Annotated in this window: 28 protein-coding genes and 1 other RNA gene; 5 read left to right on the top strand and 24 right to left on the bottom strand. The window is 66.3% G+C overall.

Annotation, left to right across the window (positions count from 1 at the left end):
• Positions 1-3 precede the first annotated feature (3 nt).
• The 4 genes from C8J43_RS06805 to C8J43_RS06820 form a co-directional block, all read right to left on the bottom strand.
• Positions 4-927, bottom strand: a complete 924-nt coding sequence (locus C8J43_RS06805) for a bifunctional riboflavin kinase/FAD synthetase (protein WP_133030270.1) — start codon at positions 925-927, stop codon at positions 4-6.
• 125 nt (positions 928-1,052) lie between these two features.
• Positions 1,053-1,517: a dihydrofolate reductase gene (locus tag C8J43_RS06810; RefSeq protein ID WP_133030271.1), complete on the bottom strand. Its 465-nt coding sequence runs from the start codon at positions 1,515-1,517 to the stop codon at positions 1,053-1,055.
• A 197-nt stretch (positions 1,518-1,714) separates the two neighbouring features.
• Positions 1,715-2,233 carry a hemerythrin domain-containing protein gene (locus tag C8J43_RS06815; protein ID WP_133030272.1) on the bottom strand — a complete coding sequence of 173 codons (519 nt, stop codon included), beginning with the start codon at positions 2,231-2,233 and terminating at the stop codon, positions 1,715-1,717.
• 79 nt (positions 2,234-2,312) lie between these two features.
• Positions 2,313-3,107, bottom strand: coding sequence for a thymidylate synthase (locus C8J43_RS06820; protein ID WP_133030273.1), 795 nt, complete (start codon positions 3,105-3,107; stop codon positions 2,313-2,315).
• Positions 3,108-3,207: 100 nt separating this feature from the next.
• Between C8J43_RS06820 and C8J43_RS06825 the strand changes: the two genes are divergently transcribed.
• Positions 3,208-3,585 carry a JAB domain-containing protein gene (locus C8J43_RS06825; protein ID WP_243645456.1) on the top strand — a complete coding sequence of 126 codons (378 nt, stop codon included), beginning with the start codon at positions 3,208-3,210 and terminating at the stop codon, positions 3,583-3,585.
• A gap of 177 nt (positions 3,586-3,762) precedes the next feature.
• On the opposite strand, the gene C8J43_RS06830 is transcribed toward C8J43_RS06825, so the two are convergent.
• From C8J43_RS06830 to C8J43_RS06840, 3 genes are all read right to left on the bottom strand, one after another.
• Positions 3,763-4,446 (bottom strand): class I SAM-dependent methyltransferase, encoded by a 684-nt coding sequence (locus tag C8J43_RS06830; protein ID WP_133030790.1) that lies wholly within the window; start codon positions 4,444-4,446, stop codon positions 3,763-3,765.
• A gap of 35 nt (positions 4,447-4,481) precedes the next feature.
• Entirely contained in the window at positions 4,482-5,609 is a 1,128-nt protein-coding gene (prfB, locus tag C8J43_RS06835) for a peptide chain release factor 2 (protein WP_056051599.1), read from the bottom strand.
• A 133-nt stretch (positions 5,610-5,742) separates the two neighbouring features.
• Positions 5,743-8,262, bottom strand: coding sequence for a transglycosylase domain-containing protein (locus C8J43_RS06840; RefSeq protein ID WP_133030275.1), 2,520 nt, complete (start codon positions 8,260-8,262; stop codon positions 5,743-5,745).
• Positions 8,263-8,774: 512 nt separating this feature from the next.
• On the opposite strand from C8J43_RS06840, the gene hrpB reads away from it, so the two are divergent.
• Complete coding sequence (hrpB, locus tag C8J43_RS06845; protein ID WP_133030276.1) at positions 8,775-11,297, top strand: ATP-dependent helicase HrpB; 2,523 nt, start codon at positions 8,775-8,777, stop codon at positions 11,295-11,297.
• A gap of 9 nt (positions 11,298-11,306) precedes the next feature.
• On the top strand, positions 11,307-11,588 hold the full coding sequence (locus tag C8J43_RS06850) for an ETC complex I subunit (RefSeq protein WP_056051595.1): 282 nt from the start codon (positions 11,307-11,309) through the stop codon (positions 11,586-11,588).
• Between the two features lie 99 nt (positions 11,589-11,687).
• On the opposite strand, the gene C8J43_RS06855 is transcribed toward C8J43_RS06850, so the two are convergent.
• The 4 genes from C8J43_RS06855 to C8J43_RS06870 are packed head-to-tail and all read right to left on the bottom strand — an operon-like array spanning position 11,688 to position 14,313.
• Entirely contained in the window at positions 11,688-12,194 is a 507-nt protein-coding gene (locus C8J43_RS06855; RefSeq protein WP_133030277.1) for an NUDIX hydrolase, read from the bottom strand.
• A complete protein-coding gene (locus C8J43_RS06860; RefSeq protein ID WP_133030791.1) occupies positions 12,188-12,853 on the bottom strand; it encodes a hypothetical protein in 666 nt (221 codons plus the stop codon). The genes C8J43_RS06855 and C8J43_RS06860 overlap by 7 nt, the downstream gene beginning before the upstream one ends.
• A 1-nt stretch (position 12,854) precedes the next feature.
• On the bottom strand, positions 12,855-13,706 hold the full coding sequence (locus tag C8J43_RS06865; protein ID WP_133030278.1) for a TPM domain-containing protein: 852 nt from the start codon (positions 13,704-13,706) through the stop codon (positions 12,855-12,857).
• Between the two features lie 10 nt (positions 13,707-13,716).
• A complete protein-coding gene (locus C8J43_RS06870) occupies positions 13,717-14,313 on the bottom strand; it encodes a LemA family protein (protein WP_056051590.1) in 597 nt (198 codons plus the stop codon).
• 102 nt (positions 14,314-14,415) lie between these two features.
• Between C8J43_RS06870 and mscL the strand changes: the two genes are divergently transcribed.
• Complete coding sequence (gene mscL, locus C8J43_RS06875; protein WP_056065888.1) at positions 14,416-14,886, top strand: large conductance mechanosensitive channel protein MscL; 471 nt, start codon at positions 14,416-14,418, stop codon at positions 14,884-14,886.
• Between the two features lie 146 nt (positions 14,887-15,032).
• Here mscL and C8J43_RS06880 read toward each other — a convergent pair whose 3' ends face one another.
• Positions 15,033-15,464, bottom strand: a complete 432-nt coding sequence (locus C8J43_RS06880; protein WP_056065892.1) for an Rrf2 family transcriptional regulator — start codon at positions 15,462-15,464, stop codon at positions 15,033-15,035.
• 121 nt (positions 15,465-15,585) lie between these two features.
• Between C8J43_RS06880 and ssrA the strand changes: the two genes are divergently transcribed.
• Positions 15,586-15,941, top strand: a transfer-messenger RNA (tmRNA) gene (gene ssrA / locus C8J43_RS06885).
• 71 nt (positions 15,942-16,012) lie between these two features.
• Here the strand turns inward: ssrA and C8J43_RS06890 are convergent.
• The 12 genes from C8J43_RS06890 to C8J43_RS06940 form a co-directional block, all read right to left on the bottom strand.
• Positions 16,013-16,480, bottom strand: a complete 468-nt coding sequence (locus tag C8J43_RS06890; protein ID WP_165899561.1) for a hypothetical protein — start codon at positions 16,478-16,480, stop codon at positions 16,013-16,015.
• On the bottom strand, positions 16,456-16,743 hold the full coding sequence (locus C8J43_RS21835) for a hypothetical protein (protein WP_165899562.1): 288 nt from the start codon (positions 16,741-16,743) through the stop codon (positions 16,456-16,458). The genes C8J43_RS06890 and C8J43_RS21835 overlap by 25 nt, the downstream gene beginning before the upstream one ends.
• A gap of 119 nt (positions 16,744-16,862) precedes the next feature.
• On the bottom strand, positions 16,863-17,261 hold the full coding sequence (locus C8J43_RS06895) for a response regulator (RefSeq protein WP_165899563.1): 399 nt from the start codon (positions 17,259-17,261) through the stop codon (positions 16,863-16,865).
• Between the two features lie 119 nt (positions 17,262-17,380).
• Entirely contained in the window at positions 17,381-19,810 is a 2,430-nt protein-coding gene (gene pnp / locus C8J43_RS06900; protein ID WP_133030280.1) for a polyribonucleotide nucleotidyltransferase, read from the bottom strand.
• Positions 19,811-20,033: 223 nt separating this feature from the next.
• Positions 20,034-20,303, bottom strand: coding sequence for a 30S ribosomal protein S15 (gene rpsO, locus C8J43_RS06905; protein WP_055881152.1), 270 nt, complete (start codon positions 20,301-20,303; stop codon positions 20,034-20,036).
• Positions 20,304-20,321: 18 nt separating this feature from the next.
• A complete protein-coding gene (truB, locus tag C8J43_RS06910; protein ID WP_133030281.1) occupies positions 20,322-21,344 on the bottom strand; it encodes a tRNA pseudouridine(55) synthase TruB in 1,023 nt (340 codons plus the stop codon).
• Between the two features lie 64 nt (positions 21,345-21,408).
• A complete protein-coding gene (locus tag C8J43_RS06915) occupies positions 21,409-21,984 on the bottom strand; it encodes a thymidine kinase (RefSeq protein WP_133030282.1) in 576 nt (191 codons plus the stop codon).
• Positions 21,984-22,373 carry a type II toxin-antitoxin system VapC family toxin gene (locus tag C8J43_RS06920; RefSeq protein ID WP_165899564.1) on the bottom strand — a complete coding sequence of 130 codons (390 nt, stop codon included), beginning with the start codon at positions 22,371-22,373 and terminating at the stop codon, positions 21,984-21,986. Before C8J43_RS06920 ends, C8J43_RS06915 begins: the two co-directional genes overlap by 1 nt.
• On the bottom strand, positions 22,370-22,708 hold the full coding sequence (locus C8J43_RS06925; RefSeq protein WP_243645457.1) for an AbrB/MazE/SpoVT family DNA-binding domain-containing protein: 339 nt from the start codon (positions 22,706-22,708) through the stop codon (positions 22,370-22,372). Before C8J43_RS06925 ends, C8J43_RS06920 begins: the two co-directional genes overlap by 4 nt.
• Positions 22,671-23,060, bottom strand: coding sequence for a 30S ribosome-binding factor RbfA (rbfA, locus tag C8J43_RS06930; RefSeq protein ID WP_133020949.1), 390 nt, complete (start codon positions 23,058-23,060; stop codon positions 22,671-22,673). Before rbfA ends, C8J43_RS06925 begins: the two co-directional genes overlap by 38 nt.
• A gap of 123 nt (positions 23,061-23,183) precedes the next feature.
• Complete coding sequence (infB, locus tag C8J43_RS06935) at positions 23,184-26,039, bottom strand: translation initiation factor IF-2 (RefSeq protein ID WP_133030284.1); 2,856 nt, start codon at positions 26,037-26,039, stop codon at positions 23,184-23,186.
• On the bottom strand, positions 26,036-26,794 hold the full coding sequence (locus C8J43_RS06940; protein WP_243645501.1) for a DUF448 domain-containing protein: 759 nt from the start codon (positions 26,792-26,794) through the stop codon (positions 26,036-26,038). The genes infB and C8J43_RS06940 overlap by 4 nt, the downstream gene beginning before the upstream one ends.
• Between the last annotated feature and the right edge of the window lie 128 nt (positions 26,795-26,922).

A 26,922-nucleotide genomic window follows, 5' to 3' on the forward strand; every position in this document is an offset into this window, starting at 1 on the left:
CGGTTACGCCAGGATCGTCCGCGCGCGCGCGCAGTCGGCGTCCATCTGCGTGATGAGCGCATTGAGGTTGGCGAACTTCGCCTCGGGGCGGAGATATTCGATCAGCGAAACCTCGATCCGCTGGCCGTACAGGTCTTCGCCGAAATCGAAGAAATGCGGCTCGAGCAGTTCCTTGGGCGGATCGAAGCTCGGGCGGATGCCGAGGTTCGCGGCGCCCTTTAGCACGCGACCGTCCTCCAGCCGCCCGGTCACCGCGTAGATCCCGTAGGCGGGGCGCAGGTAATTGCCCATGTCGAGATTGGCGGTCGGATAGCCGATCGTGCGGCCGACCTTGTCGCCGTGCTGGACGAAGCCCTGGATCGCGAACGGGCGCGTCAGCAGGCGGGTGGCGGTGGCCATGTCGCCAGCGCGCAGCGCCTCGCGGATGCGGGTGGAGGACACGGTCTCGCCTTCCAGCTCGATCGCGCTCACCGTTTCCGCGCGAAATCCGTGCGCGGGGCCGCGCGAGGCGAGCGTGCGGACGGTGCCGGCCTTGCCCTTGCCGAAGGTGAAGTCCTCGCCGGTGACGATCCCGGCGACGCGCAGGTTGCGTTCGAGCCGTTCGGTGATGAAGCGTTCGGCGGTCAGCGCGGCGAGATCGCCGTCGAAATTGAACACGACCATCGCATCGGCGCCGGCCTTCTTGAAAAGCTGCTGGCGCTGATCGAGCGTGGTCAGGCGGAACGGCGCGGTATCGGGGCGGAAATGGCGGACAGGATGCGGATCGAACGTCGCCACCAGCGCCGGACGCCCCTCGGCACGCGCCCAGGCGACCGCGCGCGCGACCACCGCCTGGTGACCGAGGTGAAATCCATCAAAATTCCCCAGCGCGACGATCCCGTTCGCCAGATACGACGGGAGCACCGCACCGCCGTCGAGACGTTGCATGCGCGGGTCAGTAACCAGCCGTCGCGAAAGGCGATAGTCCTTCCGTGCGGTTGCCTGCTGCGCTTCCTTGTTCTCCCGCGAAGGCGGGGGACGGTCTGGCTCGCGCCCTCGCGGGAGAACAGTCTTTAGGGGCGGGTGAGCGTGACGAAGCTGTAGGCCGGGCGGTCGTTTTCGGCGGGGTGGTCTTCGCGCGCGATCTCGTGCCAGCCATCGAAGGCGGGGACGGTCGCGTCGCCTTCAGGTTCCGCATGCACTTCGGTCAGCTCGATGCGATCCGCGTGGGGAAGCAACTGCGCATATATCTGCGCGCCACCGATCACCGCGACGTCGTCGCCCGCCATCGCCAGCGCTTCCTCGACCGAATGCGCGACCTCTGCGCCGTCCGCAGTCCAGTTGCTGCGCGTGAGGACGATGTGGCGGCGACCGGGGAGGGGGCTCGGGAAGCTCTCGAACGTTTTCCGGCCCATCACCATCGGCTTGCCCATCGTGAGCGCCTTGAAGCGCTTCAGGTCGGCGGGGAGGCGCCAGGGGAGTTGCCCGTCACGGCCGATAACGCCGTTGGTGGCGCGGGCGAGGTAGAAGGTGATCATGCGGCGGTCATGCCGGAATGGGGGGCGGGGTTCTAGTCCGGGGATTGCTTCCGAACCAAACCCTAGCACCTCCCCGGCGGAGGCCGGGGTCCAGTTGGGAAACGTTGCTAACGGAGCGCTGCGTCCCGTCACCCCCACCTTTCCGACTGGGCCCCGGCCTTCGCCGGGGAGGTAGGGGTGGGATGGGCATGCACAACTTAGCTCGGCGCGTGTTCCTTCACATACGCCTCGGGATCCTTGTCGACGACCTTCACCCCGTTCAGGTGGTTGGCCTCGAACGCCGCGAACCGCACGCCAAGCTCATGCCGCTCTTCCAGCGTCGCATGCTTGCGGAAGTCGGTCAGGCCCTGGCGTTCTTCCTCCGCCAGATGATCGCTGTTCGCCTTGTTGCATTCGCCGACTGCCTCGAACCATGCGTCCGATCCGACCGGATGCTTGTCGACAGCTTCGCCGGTGTCGCGGATGTCGTTGTGATCCTCGATCGCGTCCTCGGTCTCTTCAGCGGCCGAGTCGGCGTCGTTGCCGCCGGTGCCGATCTTCATCAGCCGCGGGTAGAAGAAGCGCTCCTCCGCCTCGGCATGCGCGTCGAGCAGGTTCTTGAGGCGGGTCCAGAGCGCCGACAGCGCCTCGGTGTCCTTGGCGTCGATCGAATCGATCTGCGCGAACAGTGCGCGCTGCTGCGCGTGTTCGTCGAGAATGAGCTGTGTGATATCCATGCGCAACTGAACCGCACAGCGCACGGGCGGTTCCTATTGCGATTCGGTCGCGCGGCGCTGCCGCGGGGGCGCTCTCTGTTCAGACCGCGACGGGGGCCTTGATGTGCGCCTGCGCGACGTAATCGTGGAGGACGAAATCCTCATACTCGTACGCGTCGATCGAGTCCGGCCTCCGCAATATCTCAAGGCGAGGGAGAGGCCCCGGCGATCGGGTCAGTTGCAGTTGCGCCTGCTCGAGATGATTTGAATAGAGATGGCAATCGCCGCCCGTCCAAATAAACTCGCCGACCTGGAGCCCGCATTGCTGCGCGAGGATGTGCGTGAGCAGTGCATAGCTGGCGATGTTGAACGGCACGCCGAGGAAGATGTCGCCCGAGCGCTGGTAGAGCTGGAGCGAGAGCTTGCCGCCCGCGACATGCGTCTGGAAGAGGCAGTGGCACGGCGCGAGCGCCATCGCGTGGAGGTCGCCCGGGTTCCATGCGCTGACGATCTGGCGGCGCGAGGCGGGGTTGGTCTTGATCTGCGCGATCAGCTCGGCGATCTGGTCGATGTGGCGACCGTCCGCGGCGACCCAGTCGCGCCATTGCTTGCCGTAGACCGGGCCGAGATCGCCCGCTTCGTCCGCCCACTCGTCCCAGATCGCGACCTTTCGCTCCTGCAACCAGCGGACGTTGGTGTCGCCGCGGAGAAACCAGAGGAGCTCGACGATGATCGAGCGGAGGTGGAGCTTCTTGGTGGTCAGCACGGGGAAGCCCTGCGCGAGATCGAAGCGCATCTGCGCGCCGAACACGCTGAGCGTGCCGGTGCCGGTGCGGTCCATCGTCTCGACGCCGGTCGAGAGCACGCGGTCCATGAGATCTAGATATTGGCGCATGCTGGGGGCGTAGCGGCGCGGGGGCGGGGGCTCAAGCGGATGTAGTTGCGCGTGCGGTCGCCGGTGTCGCGGGGCAGGCGGGTATGTGCCGCCGTCGCCCGTGTCTTCGTGTCGTATCGCCGACCTCGCTGCGGCGCGCGCGCTGTTCGCGGGGCTGCGTGATGCCACGGTAGAGACGGTCGCGGTCGCGTATCTTGATCCGAATCGGAGGCTTCTCGGGATGCGGCATGTCGTCGGGGGGCGGGATCAGGTGGCGATCTCGATCCGGACGGTCGCGGTGGATGCACTGGCGTTTGGCGCGGTCGGCGTGGTGATGGCGCATAACCATCCGAGCGGGGATGCTACGCCGAGCACGCGGGACGTGGCATTCACCCAAGCGCTGGCTGCCGGGTTGCGGACGTTGGAGGTGGTTTTGCTCGATCACCTGGTGATCGCTGGAGAGCAGGTAATGAGCCTGCGCGCGATGGGCGTGGTGTAAGGAACGCTAACCCCAAACGCACCACCCCGGCGAAGGCCGGGGCCCAATTGGGGGACGTTGCCAACTACGCGCAGTTTGCAGTCACTTCGACCTTTCCAATTGGGCCCCGGCCTCCGCCGGGGTGGCGCAATTCGTTAAATTAGCGCCTCGGATCGCGACGCCAAAGCCGAACCCAAGTTACTTCAACCGACACGCCCGGATCGCTTCCGGCGCGGGCCGCGGCCCGGTCGCTCGGAACGTCGCGAGATACCCCCCGGCGGACGGCATGTCGTCCATGTCGACCTGCGTATACCCCACCGACGCGAACTCGCATTTCAGCAGCGCGGGCGGCGTGCCGTGGTTCTGCGTCGGGCGATTCGCATCCACCACCACCACCAGCCCGTCGGGCTTCAGCGACGGCCGCAGCCGCCACAGGAACTCGTAGGGCTGCTCGATCTCGTGATACATGTGGACCATCACGACCCGGTCGAAGCTCGCCTCCGGCAACTTGGGGTCGTTCGCCTCGCCGAGTTTCACGCTGACGTTCGCCAAATCCTCGCGCGCGACGCGTTCGGCCAGTTGATCGCGGACGGCGGGGAGAATGTCTTCGGCCAGCACGCGGCCGGTCTTGCCGACGCGGGCGGCCATGCGGATCGTGTAATAGCCTTCGCCCGCGCCGATGTCCGCGACCGTCATGCCCTTGCGGATCTCCGCCTTGTTCATCACCTCGCCAGCCTCGTTGAGCCGGTCGCGCGCTTCCTCGTTCGACCAGCGCGCCGAGACGATAGACGCGACCGGGCGATCGGCGGCGGGAAACACCGGCTCCTTGGTCTCGCGCTTGATCAGCGGCTTGCTCCCGTCGCACGCCGCCAGCGACAGCATCGGCAGGACCAGCAGGGCAAGGGCACCCCGCAAGCTCAATCGACGTCCTCCACCTCGACGGCCTCGCCGGTCACGCGCTGCGACAGCGCCGCCGCCATGAACATCTCGAGGTCGCCGTCGAGCACGTCCGACGGGCTGGTCGACACCACACCGGTGCGCAGATCCTTCACCATCTGGTAAGGCTGGAGCACGTAGCTGCGGATCTGGTGACCCCAGCCGATGTCGGTCTTGCCGGCATTCTCGGCGTTCGCGGCAGTCTCGCGGATCGCCAGTTCGCGCTCGTACAGACGCGCGCGGAGCTGGTTGTACGCCTCGGCCTTGTTCTTGTGCTGCGAGCGCTGGTTCTGGCACTGCACCACGATCCCGGTCGGGATGTGCGTGATGCGCACCGCAGAATCGGTCGTGTTGATGTGCTGACCACCCGCGCCCGACGCGCGGTACGTGTCGATGCGCAGGTCGCTCTCGTTGTATTCGACCTCGATATTGTCGTCGACGACCGGGTACACCCAGACGCTGGCGAACGACGTGTGCCGTCGCGCCGCCGAGTCGTACGGGCTGATCCGGACGAGCCGGTGCACGCCGCTCTCGGTCTTCGCATAGCCATAGGCGTTCTCGCCCTTGAGCAGCAGCGTGGCGGATTTGATGCCCGCCTGCTCGCCCGAATGCTGGTCGACCAGTTCGACCTTCAGACCGTGGCGTTCGCCCCAGCGCGAATACATCCGGCTGAGCATGCCGGCCCAGTCCTGGCTCTCGGTCCCGCCGGCGCCCGCGTTCACCTCGATATAGGTGTCGTTCGCGTCGGCTTCGCCCGCCAGCAACGCCTTGATCTTGTCCTTGTCGGCACGCGCGGCGAGTTCGGCGAGCGACGCAACGCCGTCCGCCTCCATCTCGGTATCGCCCTCGGCCTCGGCCATCTCGATCAGCTCGGCGGTGTCCGACAGCTCGCTCTGGATCGCGCGCGTCGCGCTGATCGCCTCGTCGAGACGACGACGCTCGCGCATCACCTCCTGCGCGGCCTTGGGATCGGACCAGAGCGCCTGATCCTCGACGCGCGCGTTCAACTCGTCGAGACGACGCAGCGCGCGGTCCCAGTCGAGGAAGCGGCGCAGCAGCGCCAGCGCGTCGTTGATGGTGTCTACGTGAGCCTGCGCTTCGGCGCGCATGATATTCTCCAAAAATTCCGCCGCCCCGGCGGAAGCCGGGGAATTTCGTCGCCCCAGCGGAGGCCGGGATCGCCGTCCCAAGCGATCGGGGCGGGTCTCCGGCGGGCGCCGGGATGACGTCTATATAAGCGCGCTAGTAGATTCCGCCTTGTCTTTGCAAGAAATCGCTGTCGCGCGGGGCTTCGGCCTTCTTCACCGCGGTCGTCGTCGTAGCAGCTGTGGGGGCGACATCCGAGCGTCGCGCGGCACGCCGTGGTTCGCTCTCGGGCTTGAACGCTTCCCAGATGACTGCGGGTTTCGGATCGCTGGTGTCGGGCCATGTGCCATAGACCGGCCGGCCGCTACCGCGATCGATCCGGACCATGCGGATCCCGGCGGGGGCGCGGAACGGCAGCTTGGGCAGATCCTCATACGCCTTGACCGCGAACTGCTTGAAGATCGGCGCGGCGAGCGTACCGCCCTGTGCCGCGCCACCGAGGTTCTTCGGCGTGTCGAACCCGATATACAGTCCGCCGACGAACTGCGGCGTACCCCCGACGAACCACACGTCGGTCGGGCCGTTGTTCGTGCCGGTCTTGCCGAACATCGGCCGGTCGAGATCGCGCAGCGTCACCGCAGTGCCGCGCTGGACCACGCCTTCGGTGATGTGGACCATCTGATAGGCGGTCATCGCGTCGAGCACCTGGCGCTGACGCGTGATCGGCCGCGGCATCGGCTTGCCGTCCCAGTCGGGCGCGTTGCAGCGATCGCAGGGCCGCCAGTTCTCCGGCCAGATCACCTTGCCGTGACGATCCTGGACGAAGTCGATCAGCGACGGCGGGCCGCCCTTGCCGTTGTTGGCGAGGATCGAATACGCGTTGACCATCCGTCCGACGGTCGTCTCGCCGGCGCCGAGCGCGTAGGACAGATAGGGCGCGTAATCGCCAACGCCCATCTTCTTGATCGTCGCGACGACCTTGGGCATGCCGGTCTGCGCGGCGGCGCGCACCGTCATCAGGTTGCGCGACTGCTCGATACCCCAGCGCATCGTGTGCGGGCCGGACCCGCGCGAATTGCCGAAGTTGCGGAAGCATTTCTGCCCCAGCCGCGCACCCTGATAGACGCAGAACGGCCCATCGACGATGATCGAGGCAGGCGTCATGCCGTTGTCGAGCGCGGCGGAATAGACGATCGGCTTGATCGTCGAACCCGGCTGGCGCATCGCCTGCGTCGCGCGGTTGAACGCCTGCAACCGGTCGTCGAAGCCACCCTGCATCGCCAGCACGCGGCCCGACGCAGGCTCCTCGACGACGAACGCGCCCGAGACTTTCGGGATCGCCCGCAGCGAGAATTCGCCACCGTCCGGCGCCACCGCGATGATATCGCCCGTCTTGATCGCCCCGAATGCGTTGCCGCCCTTGCCGCGCACCGGCATCTGCGCCGCGTAGCGCGGCAGCGTGCCGGTCTTGCCGGTGCGGAAGCCTAGGCTCCAGGCATTACCGTCCTTGCCCGTCACGATTGCCGCGACCCAATCGCGGTAATCGAGCGCGATATTGCTGTTGAGCAACGGCTGGAGCCAGTTTTCGTCCTCGATCTCGACATGACGAATGGGACCGTTCCAGCCGCGCCCGCTGTCGAACCGCACCAGACCATCACGCAGGGCTTGCTGCGCCAGATCCTGCAGCTTCGCGTCAAACGAGGTCCGCACCCACAGCCCGCCCGAATAGACGCTGTAGGGGCCGTCCTTCGCGTTCTCGCCGAATTTTGCCATCAGCTGGCGGCGGACTTCCTCGACGAAATAGCCGCCGACGCTCTCGAACTTCGGCGTCCGTCGCATCACCGCGCCGAGCGGCTCGGCATTCGCCTGGTCATGCTGTGCGCGCGTAATGAAACCGTTGTCGAGCATCCGGTTGAGCACATAATTGCGCCGCGTCATCGCCTTCTCGGTGTTGCGCACCGGATCGTAGTTCGACGGGCCCTTGGGCAGGATGGCGAGATACGCCATTTGCGCGAGATCGAGCTGGTCGAGCTCCTTGTCGAAATACGCATGGCTCGCCGCCTCGACGCCGAACGCGTTCCGCCCGAGCGCGATCTGGTTAAGGTACAGCTCGAGGATCTGCTCCTTGGTCAGCGTATCCTCGATCTTGTACGCCAACACCGCCTCGCGCAGTTTGCGCGATGGCGAATAGGCATTGCCGATCAACAGGTTCTTGGCGACCTGCTGCGTGATCGTCGAGCCGCCCTTGGCGCGCTTGCCGGTGCCGAGCTTGGTCGCATAGTCGTACACCGCGCCGGCGAGGCCGGGGTAATCGACGCCGTGATGTTCGAAGAACGACTTGTCCTCGGCGGCGAGGAACGCCTTGACGAGCAGCGGCGGATATTCGGCATAGCTGAGTTCCACGCGCCGTTCGCGCGCGTAGGAATGGATCGGCGCGCCATCGATCCCGCGGACGTTGGTCGGCAGCGGCGGCTCGTAGGTGCGCAGCGTGTCCACGGAAGGCAGGTCGCGCATGACCGCGAACCAGAACGCGAAGATCGCGACGAAGCCGAGCACCACCAGCACCAGCGCCGCCTTGGTCCACCGACTCGCCCACGCACGCGAGATCCTGCCGCGCAGCCGGTCGGAAGTGCGGCCTGTCGCCGTCGTCGAGGTGGGGGAGGGATCGGACGCCATGATTACTGGCGGAGCGTCTAGCAGGTTCGCGGGCGCTTGCCAGCCTTCGGTGGGATAGGGGCGGGGGTAGGCTGTCGCAACGCGTTCGTCAGCGACTTGCTATTCCAAGCTCGCCCGGTGCTGAGTCCTTCCGCCTATGTTCACCACCCCGGCGAAGGCCGGGGCCCAATTGGAGAGGTGGCAATAACGGAGCGCAACAGCAGTCAGCGCCGTTTCCCAGTTGGACCCCGGCGTTCGCCGGGGCGGTGCTGTTGGCGGGTAGGTAAGCCATCGACGTCCGTGAGCTTGAACGATCCTCCCCCGCCAGGGGGAGGTGGCACCGAAGGTGACGGAGCGGGAGGACACGGAGCTGAGGTCGTCGCTTACCGCCCCCTCCGTCAGGTAAGTGCCTGACACCTCCCCCTGGCGGGGGGGGGGCGAAGGCGCGCGATCATCGGTTGAACCCGCACCTTCCCAAGGGACCGCCCAAGCAAAACCTGTCGCCAACCCCGCTACTGTGGCAGCAGGCGTGCATGACGCCGCCGCCGCTCCCGATCCTAGCCGTCCTCCCCGACCTCCTCGCCACTCTCCGCGACCGCACCTCCGCGGTCCTCGTCGCCCCCCCGGGCGCCGGCAAGACCACCGCAGTAGCGCCGGCTATCCCCACCGAACCCTGGTGCACCGGCGAGATTCTCCTCCTATCCCCCCGGCGCCTGGCCGCCCGCGCGGCCGCCGAACGCATGGCCTCGACCGCTGGCGAGCCCGTCGGCCAGACCTTCGGCTATGCGACCCGAATGGACAGCAAGCGCTCCGCCGCCACCCGCGTGACGGTCATCACCGAGGGTATCTTCGTCGCCCGCATCCAAGCCGACCCCGAACTCGCCGGCGTGTCCGCGGTCCTGTTCGACGAAGTCCACGAGCGCAGCCTCGACGGCGATTTCGGCCTCGCGCTGGCGCTCGACGTCCAGGCCGGCTTCCGCCCCGACCTTCGTATCGTCGCGATGTCCGCAACCCTGGACGGCGCAAGGTTCGCCGCACTCATGGACGGCGCCCCCGTCATCGAGAGCGAAGGCCGAAGCTACCCGCTGACGCTCCGCCACATTGGGCGGCAGGCGGAACTGCGCATCGAGGACTCGGTCGCCGCCGCGATCCGCCGCGCACTCGGCGAAGCGGAGGGCGGCGTGCTCGCGTTCCTACCCGGCGTCGCGGAGATCGAACGGACCGCCGACCGCCTCGCCAATTTGCCCGACGACATCGTCCTGCACGAACTCCACGGCAGCCTCGACCCCGCCGCGCAACGCGCCGCGATCCTCCCCGAGCCCGATGGCCGCCGGAAGGTAGTCCTCGCCACCAGCATCGCCGAGACCAGCCTGACGCTCGACGGCATCCGCATCGTCGTCGACTCCGGGCTCGCGAGACGCCCGCGCTACGATCGCGCCGCCGGCATGACGCGCCTGGTCACCGAGCGCGCGAGCCAGGCGGCGGTCACGCAACGCGCCGGCCGCGCCGCGCGCCTCGGGCCGGGCATCGCGTATCGTTTGTGGGAAGAAGCGGCGACCGCCGGCCTGCCGCGCTACGACCCGCCCGAAATCCTGGAGGCGGACCTGTCCGCGCTGGTTCTAGCCTGCGCACTATGGGGTGTCGGCGATCCGCGAGACCTCCGATGGATCGACCCCCCCCCCGCCGCGGCTATCGACGAGGCGATGGCGCGGCTGACGACGCTGGAGGCGATCGAGGATGGCCGCCCAACCCCGCACGGCCGCGCGATAGCTAAACTCCCGATGCCGCCGAGACTGGCGCACATGCTGCTGAGGGCGAGGGAACGAGGCTTGGCGAACGTAGCGGCGCAAATCGCGGTTCTGCTCGGCGAGCGCGGCATCGGTGGACAGGACGTCGACCTAGAAACCCGCCTCCGCCGCTGGAAAACCGAACGCGGTTCAAAGGCGCAGGCGGCAAGAGCGATGGCTGAGAGGTGGGCGAAACTTACCCCCCTCCCGCTTGCGGGAGGGGTCGGGGGAGGGCACGACATACCCCAAGCGCGCGGCACTGCTGGGTCAGCCCCTCCCCCGACCCCTCCCGCAAGCGGGAGGGGAGCAGAAGTATGCGTTGCACTTGGCTTCCCCGACCGTGTCGCACGCCGCCGTGACGCGTCCGGCGAAACCTGGGCCTCGGTCGGCGGCCGCGGGTTCAAGCTCGACCCGACCTCCCCGCTCGCCCGCTCGGAATGGCTCGCCGTCGCCGACACGCAAGGCTCGGCCGCCGGCGCGCGCATTCTCTCGGCCGTGGCGATCGAGCAGGCCACCGTCGAAACGCTTTTCGCCGACCGCATCGACTCCCGCCGCACTGTGACGTTCGACCCCACGACCGGCGGCATCCAGGCGCTCCGCGAACGCCGCCTCGGCGCGATCCGCCTGTCGAGCGGCCCCGACAGTGGCGCCGATCCCGACGCGATCCTCGCCGCGCTCATCGACGGCGTCCGCGAGCACGGCCTCGCGATCTTACCGTGGAGCGACGGCGCCCAAGCCCTGCGCGATCGCGCCGCCTATGCGGGCGTACCGCTCGACGACGAAACCCTGCTCGACCGCGTGGACGAATGGCTCGTCCCGCTCCTGACCGGAAAACGCCGACTCGACGCGATCGCCCCCGGCGCGCTCGCCGACGCGCTGCGCAACCTGCTCGGCTGGGACGCGATGCAGACGATCAACCGCCTCGCGCCGCCCGATTTCACCAGCCCCGCTGGCAGCACGCACGCGATCGACTACGACGCGGAAGGCGGCCCTCGCGTCGAGCTCCGCGTGCAAGCCCTGTTCGGCCTCGCGGTCCACCCGACGATCGGCGAGACGCGCGTACCGCTGGTGCTGAGCCTCACATCCCCCGCCGGCCGCCCGATCCAGACGACGCGCGACCTCCCCGGTTTCTGGGCCGGCAGCTGGACCGCGGTGGCGAAGGAAATGCGCGGCCGCTACCCCAAGCATCCCTGGCCCGACGACCCCGCCGCGGCGTCCGCGACGCTGCGCACGAAAAAGGCGGATGCAAGGGCCGCCGGTTCGCGATAAGGAGGCATCATGCCAACCGCCCGTATCTTCCAGCGCCCCAAGAACGCCATGCAGTCCGGCAAGCACCGGACCGACGCCTGGCAGCTCGAATTCGAACCGTCGGAGCCCAAGCGCCCCGACCCGCTCACCGGCTGGGCCGGCAGCGGCGACACCCGCGACCAGCTCCGCCTGCTGTTCCCGACCGCCGAAGCGGCGATCGCCCACTGCGAGCGCGAGGGGTTCGGCTACACCGTCGTGCCGGCGCCGCAGAAGACGCTGAAGCTGCAGAGCTACGCGGATAATTTCAAGTAAGCTGGGGGAGCGGCGCTAGGCCATCTCGCACCTCCTTGTTCTCCCGCGAAGGCGGGAGCCCAGTCTGGGTCCCCGCCTTCGCGGGGAAACAGGTCTTGGTTAGAGGATCGACCCCGCCAGGATCAGCAGCATCTTGGTGTCGATCGCCACGCCAGCCTTCCGCCTCTCCGCCACGAACGCCGGCACGTCCGCCAGCGGCACCCGGTGCACGGTGATGTTCTCGTCGCCATCGCCGCCGCCGTCGCTCACCTTCGTCAGCCCGGTCGCGCGGACCAGCGTGAAGCATTCCGACGTCATCCCCGGCGACGAATAGAACACCCCCAGGTCTACGATCGCGTCCGCGCGGTAGCCGGTCTCTTCCTCCAGTTCGCGCCCGGCAGCGACAGCAACGCTCTCGCCCGCGGTTTCGTCACCGACCAACCCCGCTGGCAGCTCCAGGCACGCCCGCCCGAGCGGCACGCGGAACTGCTCCACCAGGATCACGTCGCCGTCGTCGATCGCGACGATCACCGCCGCCGCGATCTCGCCCTGACGCGCGGCGAATTCCCACGTGCCTTCGGTCTGCACGGTCAGGAATTTCCCAGCCCATACGGTCTTGCTCATAATTCGATCAGCCTGTCCGGAAGTTCGTTCACCGGCGCACCGGTGCGCGGGAAATGTTCGGCGAGCACCGCGCCGATCTGCGCGACGGCGTCCGCCATGCCGTCAGCGGGACGATCGTCGCGGACGCCGGCCAGCACCGCCGCCATCGCCGCGCCCCAAGTCTCGTTCGGCACGCGCGAGTGGATCGCGTCGTCGGCGATGATCTCCGCGCGGTGCTCGGCGAGCGACAGGTACAACAGTACGCCGGTCGAACCCTTGGTGCGCTTCTCGGCCCCCGCACGGAACAGGAGCAGAGCCCGCCGCCGGACACGCCGCGCCTTGGTCGCACCCGGGGTCAGCGCCAGCCGCGCGGGCGTCCACGCCAGCACCAGCCGCACGCCCAAGAACACCAAGGTCACCAGCACCAGCGCCACCACGTACAGCGCACCCTGCGGTGCCGACTGCCAGGGATTGATCAGCGCATAGATACGGTCCGCCGCGACCGGGTGATATGCCAGCAACGCCAGCGTCAGCAGCATCGCCAGCACGCCCCAGTGCATCGACACGTCGTGATAGGCATCCGACTGCCGCGCGACGATCGTGACGATCTCGCCGGTCGTCGCGGTCTCCGCCTGGGTGACTGCCGCCGTAACGCGGTCGTGGTCGGTGTCGCTCAACCGCATGTCACCATCCCCCCGATGCGCCGCCGCCGCCGCCGGATCCACCGCCGCCGCCGCCGAAACCACCGCCGCCCCAGCCGCCGCCGCTATCGTCACCGCCGCCCCAGCTTCCGCCGCCGCCACCGCCGCCGCCACGGGTCATCGCGTCGGCGATGCTCCACAACACGATCGGCAATGCGCCGCTGCCACCGCTCCGGCTGCCGCCATCGACGTAATGCTTGCCACCCGCGCGCCGCGAGATCATCGGAATGACGATCGCCGCCAGCACGATCCCGAAAAAGATCAGCCCGACCGGCACACCGCCGCCGCTGGTCTTGCGCGCGTGCGTCTTGTCGTACTCCGCCGCCGCCGCCGTAACCTTCGCGCGCGCCTCCGCATCGGGCAGCGCAAGCTGGTCCGCCACCGCGTTGGTCCCCGCAACGATGCCGCCGGGAATGTCGCCGGCCTTGAAGCGCGGCAGGATCTGCTGGTTGATGACCACGCTGGAGAACCCGTCGGTCAGCACGGGCTCAAGCCCGTAGCCGACCTCGATCCGCACCTTCCGGTCGTTCGGCGCGACCAGCAGGATCGCGCCGTTGTTCGCGTCCTTCAGCCCGACGCCCCAACTCCGCAGCAGGCTATTGCCGTAATCCTCGATCGGATAGCCTTCGAGATCGGGCACCGTCGCGACCACCAGCTGGTTGCCGGTCGTCTTCTGCAGGTCGTCGAGCCGCTTGGTCAGCGCCGCTTCCTGATCGGGCGGGATGACGTTCGCCGCATCGACGACGAAGCCGGTGAACTTCGGGAAGGTCTGCGCGGTTGCGGCGCCGCTTCCCAGCAGTACCGCGAACGCCAGCGTCAGGAGATGGCGGAGCATAATCCTCGGATCAGCTCGCGTTGCCGAAGTTCACCGTCGGTGCGGTCTCGGCACCCGGCGTTGTCGCCGCGAACGGTACCATCGGCTTAGCGCCGTAGAAGATCTTCGCGCCGACCGCGTCGGGGAAGGTGCGGATCTTGGTATTATACGCCTGCACCGCGCCGTTATAGTCGCGCCGCGCGATCGTGATGCGGTTCTCTGTGCCCTCGAGCTGGCTCATGAGCGTGGTGTAATTGGCCTGGCTCTTCAGTTCGGGATACGCCTCCTGCAAGCGCTGCAGCGACACGCCGACGGCACCCTGGACGCGCTGATACTGCTCCATCTTGGCAGGGTCGGAGAGATCGGCGGCCGATACCTGCACCGAGTTCGCGGCAGAGCGTGCCTGCGTCACCTGGACGAGGATATCCTTCTCCTGCGCGCCCGCGGCCTTCACGGTGGCGACGAGGTTGGGGATCAGGTCCGCGCGGCGTTGATAATTGTTCTGGACGTCGGCCCAGCGCGCCTTCGCGGTCTCTTCCGCGGTCGGAATGCTGTTGATCCCGCACCCGGCCAGCGCCGATGCGAGGAGGATCGCGGCGGTACCGCGGGCGATTGGGGCACGTGACATCGGGGCTCTCCTGAATACCTGTGTCACCCTCATAGGACAGTCGGCAGGGTTGGCGAAACCGAAATCGGTGGTTAGCGTCGGCCGGCAACAGAGGGGGCAAACATGCTCAAGGAATTCAAGGCGTTCATCATGCGCGGCAACGTGCTCGATCTCGCCATCGCGGTGATCATCGGCGCGGCGTTCGGCAAGATCGTCACGTCGCTGACCGACGACGTACTTATGCCGGTGATCGGCAAGATCTTCGGCGGGCTCGATTTCTCCAGCTATTTCTGGCGGATGGGGCCGGTGCCGGCGAACTATGCGGGCTCGCTCAGCGATTACGCGGCGTTGAAGAAGGCGGGCGTGCCGTTGCTCGGCTATGGTGCGTTCGCAACGCAGCTGGTCAATTTCGTGATCGTCGCTGGTATCATCTTCATGATCCTGCGCGTGGTGAACCGGACGGCGGCGCTGATCGAGCGCGAGACGGCGCGGCTGAAGCGCGAGGAAGAGGCGGTTGTCGTCGCACCTGCGCCGGAGCCCGTCGAGATCGCGCTGCTTCGCGAAATCCGCGATGAGTTGAAGGCGCGCGGGTAAACTCGGGTCCCTCTCCCCCTCGGGGAGAGGGAGGGAGGAGCCGTAGGCGACGGAAGGGTGAGGGGCTTGAGGCTCGGGATCGCATCCCAACTCCCCCTCATCCGACGCTGCCGCGCCACCTTCTCCCCGAGTGGAGAAGGGAAAGCCTAAGCCGCTACCAGTTCCTCGGCGTTCGCATCCGCCAGGCTGGTGCCATCGAGGATTCGCGCGGTCTCGTCGCGCACGCGCATCATCGCAAAGCGGATCGCGCAATCCGCCTCGCTCTTGCAGTCGAGGCACGGCCGGTACGCGGTGCGGCTTACGCACGGCACCAGCGCCAGCGGGCCCTCGATGATCCGGATGATCTCGCCCAGCGAAATCAGGTGGCTCGGCCGCGACAGGCGGTAGCCGCCCATCTTGCCGCGATGGCTGTGGAGCAGGCCGGACTCGCGCAGGTCGGCGAGAATCAGCTCGAGGAATTTGCGCGGCACGTTCGCCTCCGCGGCGATCCGCGTCATCGGGATGGGAGGGCCACCGACGGGGGCGCCGCCAAGGAAGATCATCGCGCGGAGCGCGTAGCGGGAGCGCTGCGTCAACATAATGCAGGTTGCTATGCACGCGCTTTGTGGCGAGCGGAAGGCGGTTTGGCACGCTGTGTGCCAACCCATCGGAGATTTATCCAGGGGAGGGCGCCCACCGCGCCAGTCTTTTCATTTGGCCGGGCTTTTCAGATCGATGCGGCCCCCCTATATCGGTCATGCCGTCGGGGGAATCTTCTCTTGGCGGCTATGGCGATAAACCGTGGCGTGTCATAGACACAGCGGACCCGGGGGCAGTACCCGGCGACTCCACCACCGCCCTCTTCGCAAGAGGGGGACGATGACGGGGTCGAACTAGGATCGACGTGTGTTCAACGACGCTATGTTTCGCTCGGAATGGGACCACCGCAACGGCCCATACACAAGTGCCAACGATAACGAAGCACTCGCAATTGCCGCATAACTGACGGTCTAACGACCTAAGTTATACGGACGAAAGCGCGGTACGGGCCACACCGGGCAACAGAAGTGGACACCGGCGGTACGGGGGGCACCGAGCAACAGAAGCTCCCCACTATCCCGATATTAGCGCCGACTACGCAGCCCGATCACGCGGCAAGGCGCTCGACCAGCTGCAGCACCGGCGGGCTGAAGCCGAGCGGACCGACCAGCACGTTGGTAACGACCAACACGCCGCCACCCCAGTAATAGGCCGGATGTATCTTCCCGCGCACGCGCAGGTCGAAGATTATGCCTGCGACGACGAACACTGCCATCGACGCGAACACCGCAAGCGGCGCGAACTTGCCCAGCTGCGGCATCGGCAGAAGCCGCCCGAGCGCTGGCGACATCACCAGAATCGTCCCGCACAGCATCAGGCGCTTGTGCCACGCAGCCTGCTTGCGCAGCGCGATCGCCCAAGCGGTGAGTATGCCGAACCCGATCACCCCCAGCACATCGAGCACCAGGAAAATGCCCGGCGGGAAGAACGGTGGCACGCGGTGCTGCTGGATCGCCATGACGGTAGTGACGATGCCGAGCACGACCATCGTCACCGCGATACCCGCGCCGAGCACCCCAACTGGCGATGGCGCGTGATGGAACCGCGCACGACCAGCCAGTTCTGGACGACGTAAAGTATGATCCATGATAGAAAAGCGGCGGCGTGAACATGAACCTGGAGGGGTAACGCAAAGAACGTCCAGTGCATTCGCGCGGCGTTCACCGTGAAGCCTAGGATCACCGTCGCCGCGATCGCTATCGCCATGCCGAGGAAGAAGCGACGCTCGCTGGCGACAGCGTTTCGCGGCGTTCCCGCCAAAGTGTTTGCCGTCGCCATCATACCGCCCCCACGAGTCGATGCTCAGGGAGCCGAGGGTGATCCCAATTATCGTCGGCGGCAATGACTATCGTCGGCGGCGTGTATTAAGGCCAGTAACCGGGACATCGCTATCAGGTCTATGCGCGCACTGTCTGTCCGTGCTGGAGCATCTGGCTCAGCTGCGTCTTCGTATAGGGCTTTTGCAGAAACTGCGCGGCCGCGGGGAGGGCGGACGACGCACCGTTGTCGGCGCCCGACGTGACCAGGATCGCGATGTCGGGACGTTGCGCGTGGACCGCGTGGGCTAGGTCGATGCCGTTTAGAGCTCCCGGCATGCGCACATCGGTGAACAAGGCGGCGATATCGGGCCGTTCCTTGAGCTTGACCAGAGCGTCGGCCGCATTGGTCGCTTCGACGACTTCGTAGCCGGCATCCTCCAGCGCGAGGTTGGAATGGACGCGGACGAGCGCGTCGTCGTCGACGATCAGTATGACAGATTTGCGAATGGCGTTCATATCGGTTCGAACTTCCGGCATGCCGCTCCGTTCCGACATTAATCGTCTTATCGGACCATAACGCGGCAAAGCGAGCCTGACATGAGAAAGGGGCCCGGTTTCCCGAGCCCCTCGATCATTTGCCGTTAGGCGGCAAAGGCTTAGTCGCGATCGCCGGTCAGGAAGGCCGGTGCGAACTCGGGGGCCTTGTCGCCGTCGGTGCGTGCAGCACGCTCGCCGCCGCCGTTTCCGCCGCCGTCGCGACGCGGACCACGGCCACCGCCGTTGCCACCTGCGTCACGGCCACCGTCGCCATCACGACGCGGGCCACGCGAGCCGCGGTCGCCCCCATCACGACCGCCGCCGCCTTCGCCGCGCGGACCACGACCACCGCCGTTGCCGCCAGCATCACGACCGCCATCGCCATCACGACGCGGACCGCGCGGACCACGATCACCGCCTTCGCGGGGCTCACGAGCAGGACGCGTGTCCTCCAGCTCTTCGCCGGTCGTCTGGTCGACGACACGCATCGACAGGCGAACCTTGCCACGCGGGTCGATCTCGAGAACCTTGACCTTGACCTCCTGGCCTTCGGTCAGCGCGTCGGAGACCTTCTCGACGCGCTCGTTCTTGATTTCGGACACGTGGACGAGACCGTCCTTGCCGCCCATGAAGTTCACGAACGCCCCGAAATCGACCAGGTTGACGACCTTGCCGTCATAGACCTTGCCGACTTCGGCTTCCTCGACGAGGCCCTTGATCCACTTGATCGCGGCGTCGATCTGCGCGGGGTCGGACGACGACACCTTGATCACGCCCTCGTCGTCGATGTCGACCTTGGCGCCGGTCTGCGCGACGATCTCGCGGATAACCTTGCCGCCGGTGCCGATGACTTCACGGATCTTCGACTTGTCGATCTGGAAGCTCTCGATGCGCGGTGCGTGGGCGCTGAGTTCCTCACGGGTGTGGTCGAGTGCCTTGGCCATTTCGCCCAGGATGTGTGCACGGCCTTCCTTGGCCTGCGCCAGTGCCTTGCCCATGATCTCCTCGGTGATGCCGGCGATCTTGATGTCCATCTGCATCGTGGTGATGCCCTCGGACGTGCCAGCCACCTTGAAGTCCATGTCGCCGAGGTGATCCTCGTCGCCAAGGATGTCCGACAGAACCGCGAAGTTCTTGCCCTCGAGGATCAGGCCCATCGCGATGCCCGAGACCGGACGCTTCAGCGGAACACCCGCATCCATCATGCTCAGCGAACCGCCGCAGACCGTCGCCATCGACGACGAACCGTTGCTCTCGGTGATGTCCGACAGAACGCGGATCGTGTACGGGAACTCTTCCTTGGTCGGCAGCACCGGGTGCAGCGCGCGCCATGCGAGCTTGCCGTGACCGACTTCGCGACGACCCGGCGCACCGAAGCGACCGACTTCACCGACCGAGTATGGCGGGAAGTTGTAGTGCAGCATGAAGTTTTCGTACGAAAGCCCGTTCAGGCCGTCGATCATCTGCTCCGCATCACGCGTACCAAGCGTGGTGGTGCAGATCGACTGCGTCTCGCCGCGCGTGAACAGGGCCGAGCCATGCGTACGCGGGAGGAAGTGGACCATCGCCTCGATCGGGCGGATCTGCGTGGTGGTGCGGCCGTCGATGCGGGTGCCGTCCTTGAGGATGGCGCCGCGGACGATCTCCGCCTCCAGCTTCTTCATCAGCTTGCCGGCTGCCATCTGGTCCTGCGGCGACGCGTCGGCAAACGCGGTCTTGCCCTTCGCACGAGCCACGTTGAGCAGGTCCGAACGCTTGGACTTGTCGGTCACCTTGTAGGCCGCCGCGATGTCCTTGCCGATCAGCTTCTTCAGCTTGTCCTTGGCGGTCGACAGGTCAGCCTGCTCGGCCATTTCCCAAGGATCCTTGGCAGCCTTCTCGGCCAGATCGATGATCAGGTTGGCGGCTTCACGGCAGGCCTTGTGGGCGAACTGCACGGCGCCGAGCATGATCTCTTCCGAAAGCTCCTTGGCTTCCGATTCGACCATCATCACGGCCTGGCCGGTGGCGGCGACGACGAGGTCGAGATCGCCAGCCTTGGCTTCTTCCAGCGTCGGGTTGAGGATGTACGCGCCATCGACGTAACCGACGCGTGCTGCGCCGATCGGGCCCATGAACGGCACGCCCGAGATCGTCAGCGCTGCGGAGGCCGCGACCATCGCGAGGACGTCTGGCTCGTTCTCGCCGTCATACGACAGAACCTGGCAGATCACGTTGATCTCGTTGTAGAAACCCTCTGGGAAGAGGGGACGGATCGGGCGATCGATGAGACGGCTGGTCAGCGTCTCCTTTTCGGTCGCGCCGCGCTCACGCTTGAAGAAGCCGCCGGGGATGCGGCCGCTGGCGGAGAACTTCTCCTGGTAATGGACGGTGAGCGGGAAGAAATCCTGCCCTTCCTTGACGGTCCGTGCAGCCGTCACGGCGCACAGAACGACGGTTTCGCCGAGAGTGGCGAGCACTGCGCCGTTGGCCTGGCGCGCAACGCGGCCGGTCTCGAGCGTCAGCGTCTTGCCGCCCCACTGGGCGCTTACGGTCTTGGTATCGAACATTCTTTTTCCTTCACTCCAAACGCCAGATGCGTTTGGGGCCTATGTGCGGGCTTAGCCGGCCCGCGGCGGTGTGGGATGAATTGTCATCCCAGGAGGGGTGGCCGAATTGCCGCCGCTCCAGTTCCTTGTTCCCCCGCGAAGGCGGGGGCCCAGTCTGGACTCCCGCCTTCGCGGGAGAACAACCCTATATACGAAAACGGCCCCCCGAGGGGAGCCGTCTAAGTTACTTGCGGAGACCGAGCTTCGCGATCAGATCCAGATAGCGCTGGCCGTCCTTGTGACGGAGATAATCCAGCAGCGTCCGGCGCTTGTTGACCATCATGAGAAGACCACGACGCGAGTGGTTGTCCTTCTTGTGGCCCTTGAAATGCTCGGTCAGGTTCTTGATGCGCTCGGTCAGGATCGCGACCTGGACTTCCGGCGAACCGGTGTCACCCTCGGCGCGCGAATGCTCCTTGACGAGCTCGGTCTTGCGTTCAGCGGTAATCGTCATGAATTCATGTCCTCGACATCACAGATTGAAACCGCGAACGACCCGGACGTCTCCGTCCTCGACCTCGACCAGCGCGACCGGGACAGCGTCCAGCTCGGCGAAGTATTGGCCATCGTCTGCGGCGATCCCGGCCAAGATACGCCCCTGTCGGAGCGCCCCTGCCTGGTCGGGGGTGAGGGAGAGAGCCGGGATGTCGTCCAGCGCCACCCTCAAGGGCAGAAGTACATCTTCAAGCGCGGAGGCCTTAGCGAGTTCGTCCAGTTTGTCCAGCGATATCGCGGACGTGAGGTCGAACGGACCGGCCTTGGTCCGGCGCAGCATGGTGACGTGGCCGACGGTGCCGAGGGCGATCGCGATGTCGCGGGCTAGGCTGCGGATGTAGGTGCCCTTTGACACATGCGCGGTGAGCGTAACCTCCTCCAGTGGAGAGTGGGGGAGGGGGGGCTGCAATTCCTCCCCGGCACGGGGAGGGGGACCGCCGTCCGCTTGGACGGGGGTGGAGGGGGGCTCGCCACCAACGGTACGCTTGCGGAAGCCCCCTTCCACCAACTGCGCTGGTCCCCCTCCCCGTACCGGGGAGGATAGCGAATGGATCGTAACATCCCGGCTCGCGAGCACCACTTCATGCCCGGCCCGCGCGAGGTCATAAGCGCGCTCGCCGTCCACCTTCAGTGCCGAATAGGCAGGCGGCACCTGAGAAATCGGCCCGGTAAGCTGCGCAAGCACAGCCTCCACCGCAGCGAGAGTCGGCCGCACGTCGGACGTAGCGATGCTCACACCCTCGGCATCCAACGTATCCGTCTGAACCCCAAACATCACCGTAAAATCATAGATCTTGTCGCTATCGAGCATCCGCCCGGCCAGCTTAGTCGCCTCCCCAACCGCAATCGGCAGCACGCCGGTAGCGAGCGGATCGAGCGTCCCCCCATGCCCCACCTTGAACTTCCCATACCCGCCGCTGCGCAAGGCACGCTTCACCGCCGACACCCCCTGCGTCGAGCCAAGCCCCAGCGGCTTGTCGAGAATGATCCAGCCATGCATGCGCGTAAGTCCTAGAATTCAATTGAGGCGGGAGCAGTCACCCATCTACGGGGAGGGGTGAAGCCTACCCCAAAGCCTCGCAAAAATGCCGCCGACACAGCGCGACATACAGGTCGTTCCCGCCAATCTCGGTCTGCTGCCCCTCGGCAATCGCCCGCCCGTTTCCATCGACCCGCAGGTTCATCGTAGCTTTCCGCCCACACCCGCAAACCGACTTGATCTCCACCAACGAGTCCGCCAGCGCCAGCAACCGCGCCGACCCCGGAAACAGCGCGCCCTGAAAATCGGTCCGCAACCCGTAAGCCAGCACCGGTATCCCAACCACGTCGCAGATATGCGCGAGCTGATCGACCTGCGCAGACGTCAAGAACTGCGCCTCATCCACCAGCACGCAGGAAATCGCGTCCTCGCCATGCTGCCGAACCACGCACGCCCCGATATCCGTCCCCGCATCGAACGCGATCGCCGGCGCCTCCAGCCCGATCCGCGACGTGATCGTCCCCGCCGCGAACCGGTCGTCGATCGCCGCGGTGAACAGCATCGTCCGCATCCCCCGCTCGCGGTAGTTGAAGTCCGCCTGCAACAGGTTCGTCGACTTCCCCGCGTTCATCGACGCGTAGTAGAAATACAGCTTGGCCATCAGATCAGTGTCTCGACAGGTACGGGCGATTGCCCTGCATGGGTCGCGATCCCCCGATCGAACGTAACGAAGCCGTCAGCAACGGAGCGTGCAGAGACGAGGTGGATCATGTCAGCCCAATCCGCTCCTTCGCGATAGCGCGTGACCGCCCAGGACAGGCCATCGCGATCCCCGGTATGGATAGTCCCCAGCTGGAGCAGCGTTTCAATCGCATCGGCAACCATCGCACGACCGAGCGCGGCGCGCTTCGATAGCACCCACCCGAGTTCGAGCCATACGGTAAGGCTCGCCCAGACCGGCGTGCCAAGTATTTCAGATGCCATTTCCGACTGATGCTCGTCATCTGCCAGGATGAAACGCGCGAGAATATTGGTATCGACGGCCTTCACGCGGAATGACCGTCCTCGTCGAAATCGGGCGACCAACTCAGTTGCTCGACAGGAATGGCCGGCCCCTCGTACCGAACGCGGGCACGCAGATCGGCTATTACCTCAGCGACGCTCTTTCCGGTCGTCCTACCCGTCGGTCGCAACACAATGTCACCACCCGCTTGCAGGACATCGAACTGCTGGCCAGGGTTCAAGCCCAGCGAGTCGCGCACATCCTTCGGGATGACGACTTGGCCTTTTTCCGACATTTTCGTCTGAGCATTCATCGCGGTAAGATACGTCTTACCGCGGTCAAAGTCAATCTTCAGCCAAATCCCGCGCGATGTGCGGGTCACGCAGCAGCGTGTCGATGTGCGTGCCCTCGTCGAAGCTCTCGTCCGCGAGGAACTTCAGCTTCGCCGCATATCGCATCTGCACCCGGTTCGCGACTTCGCGCTGGAGATAGGCAGTGTTGGTCCGCAGTGCCTTCAGCACCTTTTCCTCATCCTTGCCGAGCAACGGCTTCACGAAGACGGTAGCGTGGCGGAGATCCGGCGACATCCGGACTTCGGTGATCGTCACGAGGTGCTTTTCGAGCACCGGATCGTGGACGTCGCCACGTGCGAGGATGTCGGACAGCGCATGACGCGCCTGTTCGCCGACTCGCAACGAACGGACGGCTTTTGCTTCTGGGGTATCGGTCTTCATAAATTCTCCCCTCCCGCCTGCGGGAGGGGCCGGGGGTGGGCACCCGGCCTCAGCGTATCGTGCCGTGGATGGCGGGTGCCCACCCCCCAGCCCCCTCCCGCGAGCGGGAGGGGGAGCAGTAAGTTACAAAGTACGTTCGCGCATCTCGACTTCGAACGTCTCGAGGACGTCGCCGGCCTTGATGTCGACGAAGTTCGACGTGAACGTCACGCCGCACTCCAGACCTGCCCGGACCTCGGCGACATCATCCTTGAAGCGACGCAGCGATGCGATTTCGCCTTGGTAGATGATGACGTCGTTGCGTGTGATGCGTGCCTTGAGCGCCTTGCGGATGTTGCCCTCGGTGACGAGCAGACCCGCCGCCTTGCCGTGCTTGCCCGCCGAGAACACCTCGCGGATATCGGCACGACCGACGACCGTCTCGAACGCTTCCGGCCCAAGCTCGCCGGCCATCCCCGCCCGGATCTCGTCGATCAGGTCGTAGATCACGTCGTAATATTTGAACGCGACCTTCTGGCGCTCGGCGATCTCGCGTGCCTTGGCGTTCGGACGAACGTTGAAGCCGATGATCGGTGCGCCCGATGCGGCCGCCAGGGTGACGTCCGACTCGGTGATGCCGCCGACGCCCGAGCTCAGCACGCGCGCCTTGATCAGATCGGTGGAGATCTTGTTGATCGCCCCGACGATCGCCTCGACCGTGCCTTGCGTATCCGCCTTCACGACCAGCGGATATTCGATCGCCTGCTTTTCCTTCAGCGCCGAGAACATGCTCTCGAGGCTGGCAGGAACCGAGGCGGTCCGCTTGTCGGTCTTCACGCTGCGACGATATTCCGCGACTTCGCGGGCGCGTGCCTCGTTCTCGACGACCTGGAACGGATCGCCCGCCTGCGGAACACCCGATAGACCGAGGACCTCGACCGGCATCGCCGGACCCGCTTCCTTGATCTGCTTGCCCTTGTCATCGACCAGCGCACGGACCTTGCCGCTCTCGCCACCGACCACGAAGATGTCGCCGACCTTGAGCGTGCCGCGGTTGACGAGGATCGTCGCGACCGGACCACGACCCTTGTCGAGCTTGGCCTCGATCACCGTACCCTCGGCCGCGCGATCCGGATTAGCGCGCAGTTCGAGCAGTTCGGCCTGGAGCTGGATCTTCTCGATCAACGCATCGAGACCGATCTTCTTGGTCGCGGAGACTTCGACGTCCTGGACGTCGCCGCCCATGTCCTCGACCACGATCTCCTCGCTCAGCAGGCGCTCGCGCACCTTCTGGGCATTGGCGCCTTCCTTGTCGATCTTGTTGATCGCGACGATCATCGGCACGCCCGCCGCCTTGGTGTGGGCGATCGCCTCCACCGTCTGCGGCATCAGGCCGTCGTCCGCCGCCACCACCAGGATGACGATGTCGGTGACGTCCGCGCCACGCGCACGCATCTGCGTGAACGCCTCATGGCCTGGGGTGTCGAGGAAGGTGATCTTCGACTTGTCCTTCAGCGTGACCTGGTAGGCGCCGATATGCTGGGTGATGCCACCCGCTTCGCCGCGCACCACATCGGTGCCGCGCAGGGCATCGAGCAGCGACGTCTTGCCGTGATCGACGTGACCCATGATCGTGACGACGGGAGCGCGCGGCTTCAGCGTCTCCTCGGCATCGTCGATCGTGTCGTTGGCCAGATCCTGGTCGACATCGCTGACGCGCGTCAGGTTGTGGCCGAACTCGGTGACGAGCAACTCGGCGGTATCCTGGTCGATCGTCTGCGTCATGGTGACGGGCATGCCCATCTTGAACAGCGCCTTGACGAGGTCGGCACCCTTCTCGGCCATGCGGTTGGCGAGTTCCTGCACCGTGATCGCCTCGGGGACGACGACGTCGCGGATCTGCTTGGCCTGTGCCTCGCGCGGACCACCGGTGCCACGACGCTCCTTCTCGCGCGCACGCTTCAGTGCGGCGAGCGAGCGAGCGCGTGCACCATCACCATCGCCGAGCGCGCGGTTGACGGTGAGCTTGCCCGAAGTGCGACGATCGTCACCCTTGCGGTCACGCTGCTGCGGACGCGCTGGCACTGCGTCGCGACGAACGCCACCGGCCGGAGCATTGACGCCGGTCGCGCCAGGGCGCGCCGCGGTCGTGCCGGCATTCGCAGCCGTGGTCGGCGCTGCGGCAGCGGGTGCTGCGACAGGCTTTGGCGGCGGCGGAGGACGCTCGGGACGTGCCACCGGCGAGAACCGGCGCGGTGCCGGGAACGCCGGATCGCGGGTCAATTCGATGATGGGCGGCGGTGCCGGCGGAGCAACGGGGGCCGGTGCGGGCTTGGGAGCCGGCGCAGGAGCAGCCACTACCGGAGCGGGCTTCGGTGCAGGCGCAGGTGCCGCGGCAACCGGCGCCGGGGCAGGCGCCGCAACAACGGGCGCTTCGACCGGAGCCGGCGCAGGCGCTGGCGTCGGTGCCGCAACCGGAGCGGGAGCCGCTTCGACCACAGGTGCCGGTGCGGGCGCAGGGGCCTCGACGGGCTTCGGCGCCTTGGCTTCAGCCTCGGCACGCGCACGATCGGCGACGCGATTACGCTCGTCTTCGATCGCCTTGGCCCGTTCGGCTTCCTGGCGACGACGCCCTTCTTCCAGCGTGTTCATGCGCTGCTCTTCAGCCTCGCGGAGCAGCTTGGCCTGGCGCTCCTGCGGCGACAGATTGCTCTGCTGCTGACGCACGGGGGCGGGCGCAGGCTGCGGTGCACGCGCCTGCGGTGCCGGGGCTGCGGGGGCAGCCGCCGGGGCGGGCGCAGCAACCGGTGCGGCATCCGCGACCTGCACGTCGGGCTCGCCCGGACGGCGCAGGACGCGCGCGCGCTTGGTTTCCACGATCACCGTATTCGATCGGCCGTGGCTGAAGCTCTGCTTCACCTGGCCGGTCTCGACCGTGCGCTTCACACCCAAAGGTGCGCGCATGCCAAGTTTCGGCTTCTCGTTGTCCGTGTCGCTCACTCAAATTCCTCAGTCATGTCCACGGCCGGGCGTGTTCCGGTCGATCCGGACGCCTGTTGTATCGGTGGCGCCCCATTTTGTGGTGACGCCGATGCGCCCTGCGAGGCCGTTTCGCAAGACACGGAAGAAGGTTCGGGGCCGATAAAATGCAGCCAACGGTCGAGCGCTTCGCTCACCCGCTTTGCTGCAGCGCGGTCGGTCAGGCCAATGTGTACCACATTTTCCCGCCCCAGCGCCAACGCCAATATGGTGCGCGATACCGGGAGTGCCAACCCCCGCAAACCCGAGCCCTCGACATCGTTGCCGATCCGCCACGCCTGATCGAGCTTGCGGTTGCCATCCTCGGCAGCGTCGGACGCGTGATACAGCGCCTTCAGCTTGCCCTGCCGCGCGTTCTGCTCGATCCGGTCGGAGCCGATCAATACCGTGCCCGAGCGCGATTCGAGCCCGAGCCGGTCGAGCGCGTTACGCTCGAGCGCGGATTCGATCTTGGCCGGAAGCTCGGGATCGATGGTGAACTCGCCGGTCTTGAACGCACGGGAGAGAGCGCCCTTGAGCTTGCCCTTCTTGATCGCGGCTTCGAGCTCGACTCGCGTGACACCGATCCACGCTCCGCGGCCCGGAGCCTTGGCGCGCACGTCGGGAAGGATTTGGCCATCGGGCGACAACGCGAGTCGCACGAGATGCGGCCGTACGTCGCGCTCACCTGAGAGGATGCACTTGCGAATAGGCGCATCATCATCCCCCTCCCGCAAGCGGGAGGGGCTAGGGGTGGGCTCGCGCTCACCATTATGGCTGCCCTTAGCTTTCGCCTTGGAAGCGTGAGACTTGGCCGAAGCGTCGCCCTTGGCCGAAGCCGGGCGCCCACCCCTCGGTACCCTCC

It is taken from the genome of Sphingomonas sp. PP-CE-1G-424, assembly GCF_004341085.1.
Taxonomy (GTDB): Bacteria; Pseudomonadota; Alphaproteobacteria; order Sphingomonadales; family Sphingomonadaceae; genus Sphingomonas.

Bases quoted from the DNA above. Each gene is read 5' to 3' on its own strand.
- C8J43_RS06830 (WP_133030790.1), bottom strand. From the start codon at position 4,446: ATGCTGTCGCTGGCGGCGTGCGACGGGAGCAAGCCGCTGATCAAGCGC.
- C8J43_RS21835 (WP_165899562.1), bottom strand. From the start codon at position 16,743: ATGGCGACGGCAAACACTTTGGCGGGAACGCCGCGAAACGCTGTCGCC.
- rbfA (WP_133020949.1), bottom strand. From the start codon at position 23,060: ATGAAGACCGATACCCCAGAAGCAAAAGCCGTCCGTTCGTTGCGAGTC.
- C8J43_RS06850 (WP_056051595.1), top strand. From the start codon at position 11,307: ATGCCAACCGCCCGTATCTTCCAGCGCCCCAAGAACGCCATGCAGTCC.
- prfB (WP_056051599.1), bottom strand. From the start codon at position 5,609: ATGCGCGCCGAAGCGCAGGCTCACGTAGACACCATCAACGACGCGCTG.
- C8J43_RS06815 (WP_133030272.1), bottom strand. From the start codon at position 2,233: ATGGATATCACACAGCTCATTCTCGACGAACACGCGCAGCAGCGCGCA.
- truB (WP_133030281.1), bottom strand. From the start codon at position 21,344: ATGCATGGCTGGATCATTCTCGACAAGCCGCTGGGGCTTGGCTCGACG.
- C8J43_RS06895 (WP_165899563.1), bottom strand. From the start codon at position 17,261: ATGCCGGAAGTTCGAACCGATATGAACGCCATTCGCAAATCTGTCATA.
- C8J43_RS06870 (WP_056051590.1), bottom strand. From the start codon at position 14,313: ATGTCACGTGCCCCAATCGCCCGCGGTACCGCCGCGATCCTCCTCGCA.
- C8J43_RS06865 (WP_133030278.1), bottom strand. From the start codon at position 13,706: ATGCTCCGCCATCTCCTGACGCTGGCGTTCGCGGTACTGCTGGGAAGC.
- mscL (WP_056065888.1), top strand. From the start codon at position 14,416: ATGCTCAAGGAATTCAAGGCGTTCATCATGCGCGGCAACGTGCTCGAT.
- C8J43_RS06860 (WP_133030791.1), bottom strand. From the start codon at position 12,853: ATGCGGTTGAGCGACACCGACCACGACCGCGTTACGGCGGCAGTCACC.
- C8J43_RS06915 (WP_133030282.1), bottom strand. From the start codon at position 21,984: ATGGCCAAGCTGTATTTCTACTACGCGTCGATGAACGCGGGGAAGTCG.
- C8J43_RS06810 (WP_133030271.1), bottom strand. From the start codon at position 1,517: ATGATCACCTTCTACCTCGCCCGCGCCACCAACGGCGTTATCGGCCGT.
- C8J43_RS06880 (WP_056065892.1), bottom strand. From the start codon at position 15,464: ATGTTGACGCAGCGCTCCCGCTACGCGCTCCGCGCGATGATCTTCCTT.
- C8J43_RS06805 (WP_133030270.1), bottom strand. From the start codon at position 927: ATGCAACGTCTCGACGGCGGTGCGGTGCTCCCGTCGTATCTGGCGAAC.
- C8J43_RS06840 (WP_133030275.1), bottom strand. From the start codon at position 8,262: ATGGCGTCCGATCCCTCCCCCACCTCGACGACGGCGACAGGCCGCACT.
- hrpB (WP_133030276.1), top strand. From the start codon at position 8,775: ATGACGCCGCCGCCGCTCCCGATCCTAGCCGTCCTCCCCGACCTCCTC.
- pnp (WP_133030280.1), bottom strand. From the start codon at position 19,810: ATGTTCGATACCAAGACCGTAAGCGCCCAGTGGGGCGGCAAGACGCTG.
- C8J43_RS06820 (WP_133030273.1), bottom strand. From the start codon at position 3,107: ATGCGCCAATATCTAGATCTCATGGACCGCGTGCTCTCGACCGGCGTC.
- rpsO (WP_055881152.1), bottom strand. From the start codon at position 20,303: ATGACGATTACCGCTGAACGCAAGACCGAGCTCGTCAAGGAGCATTCG.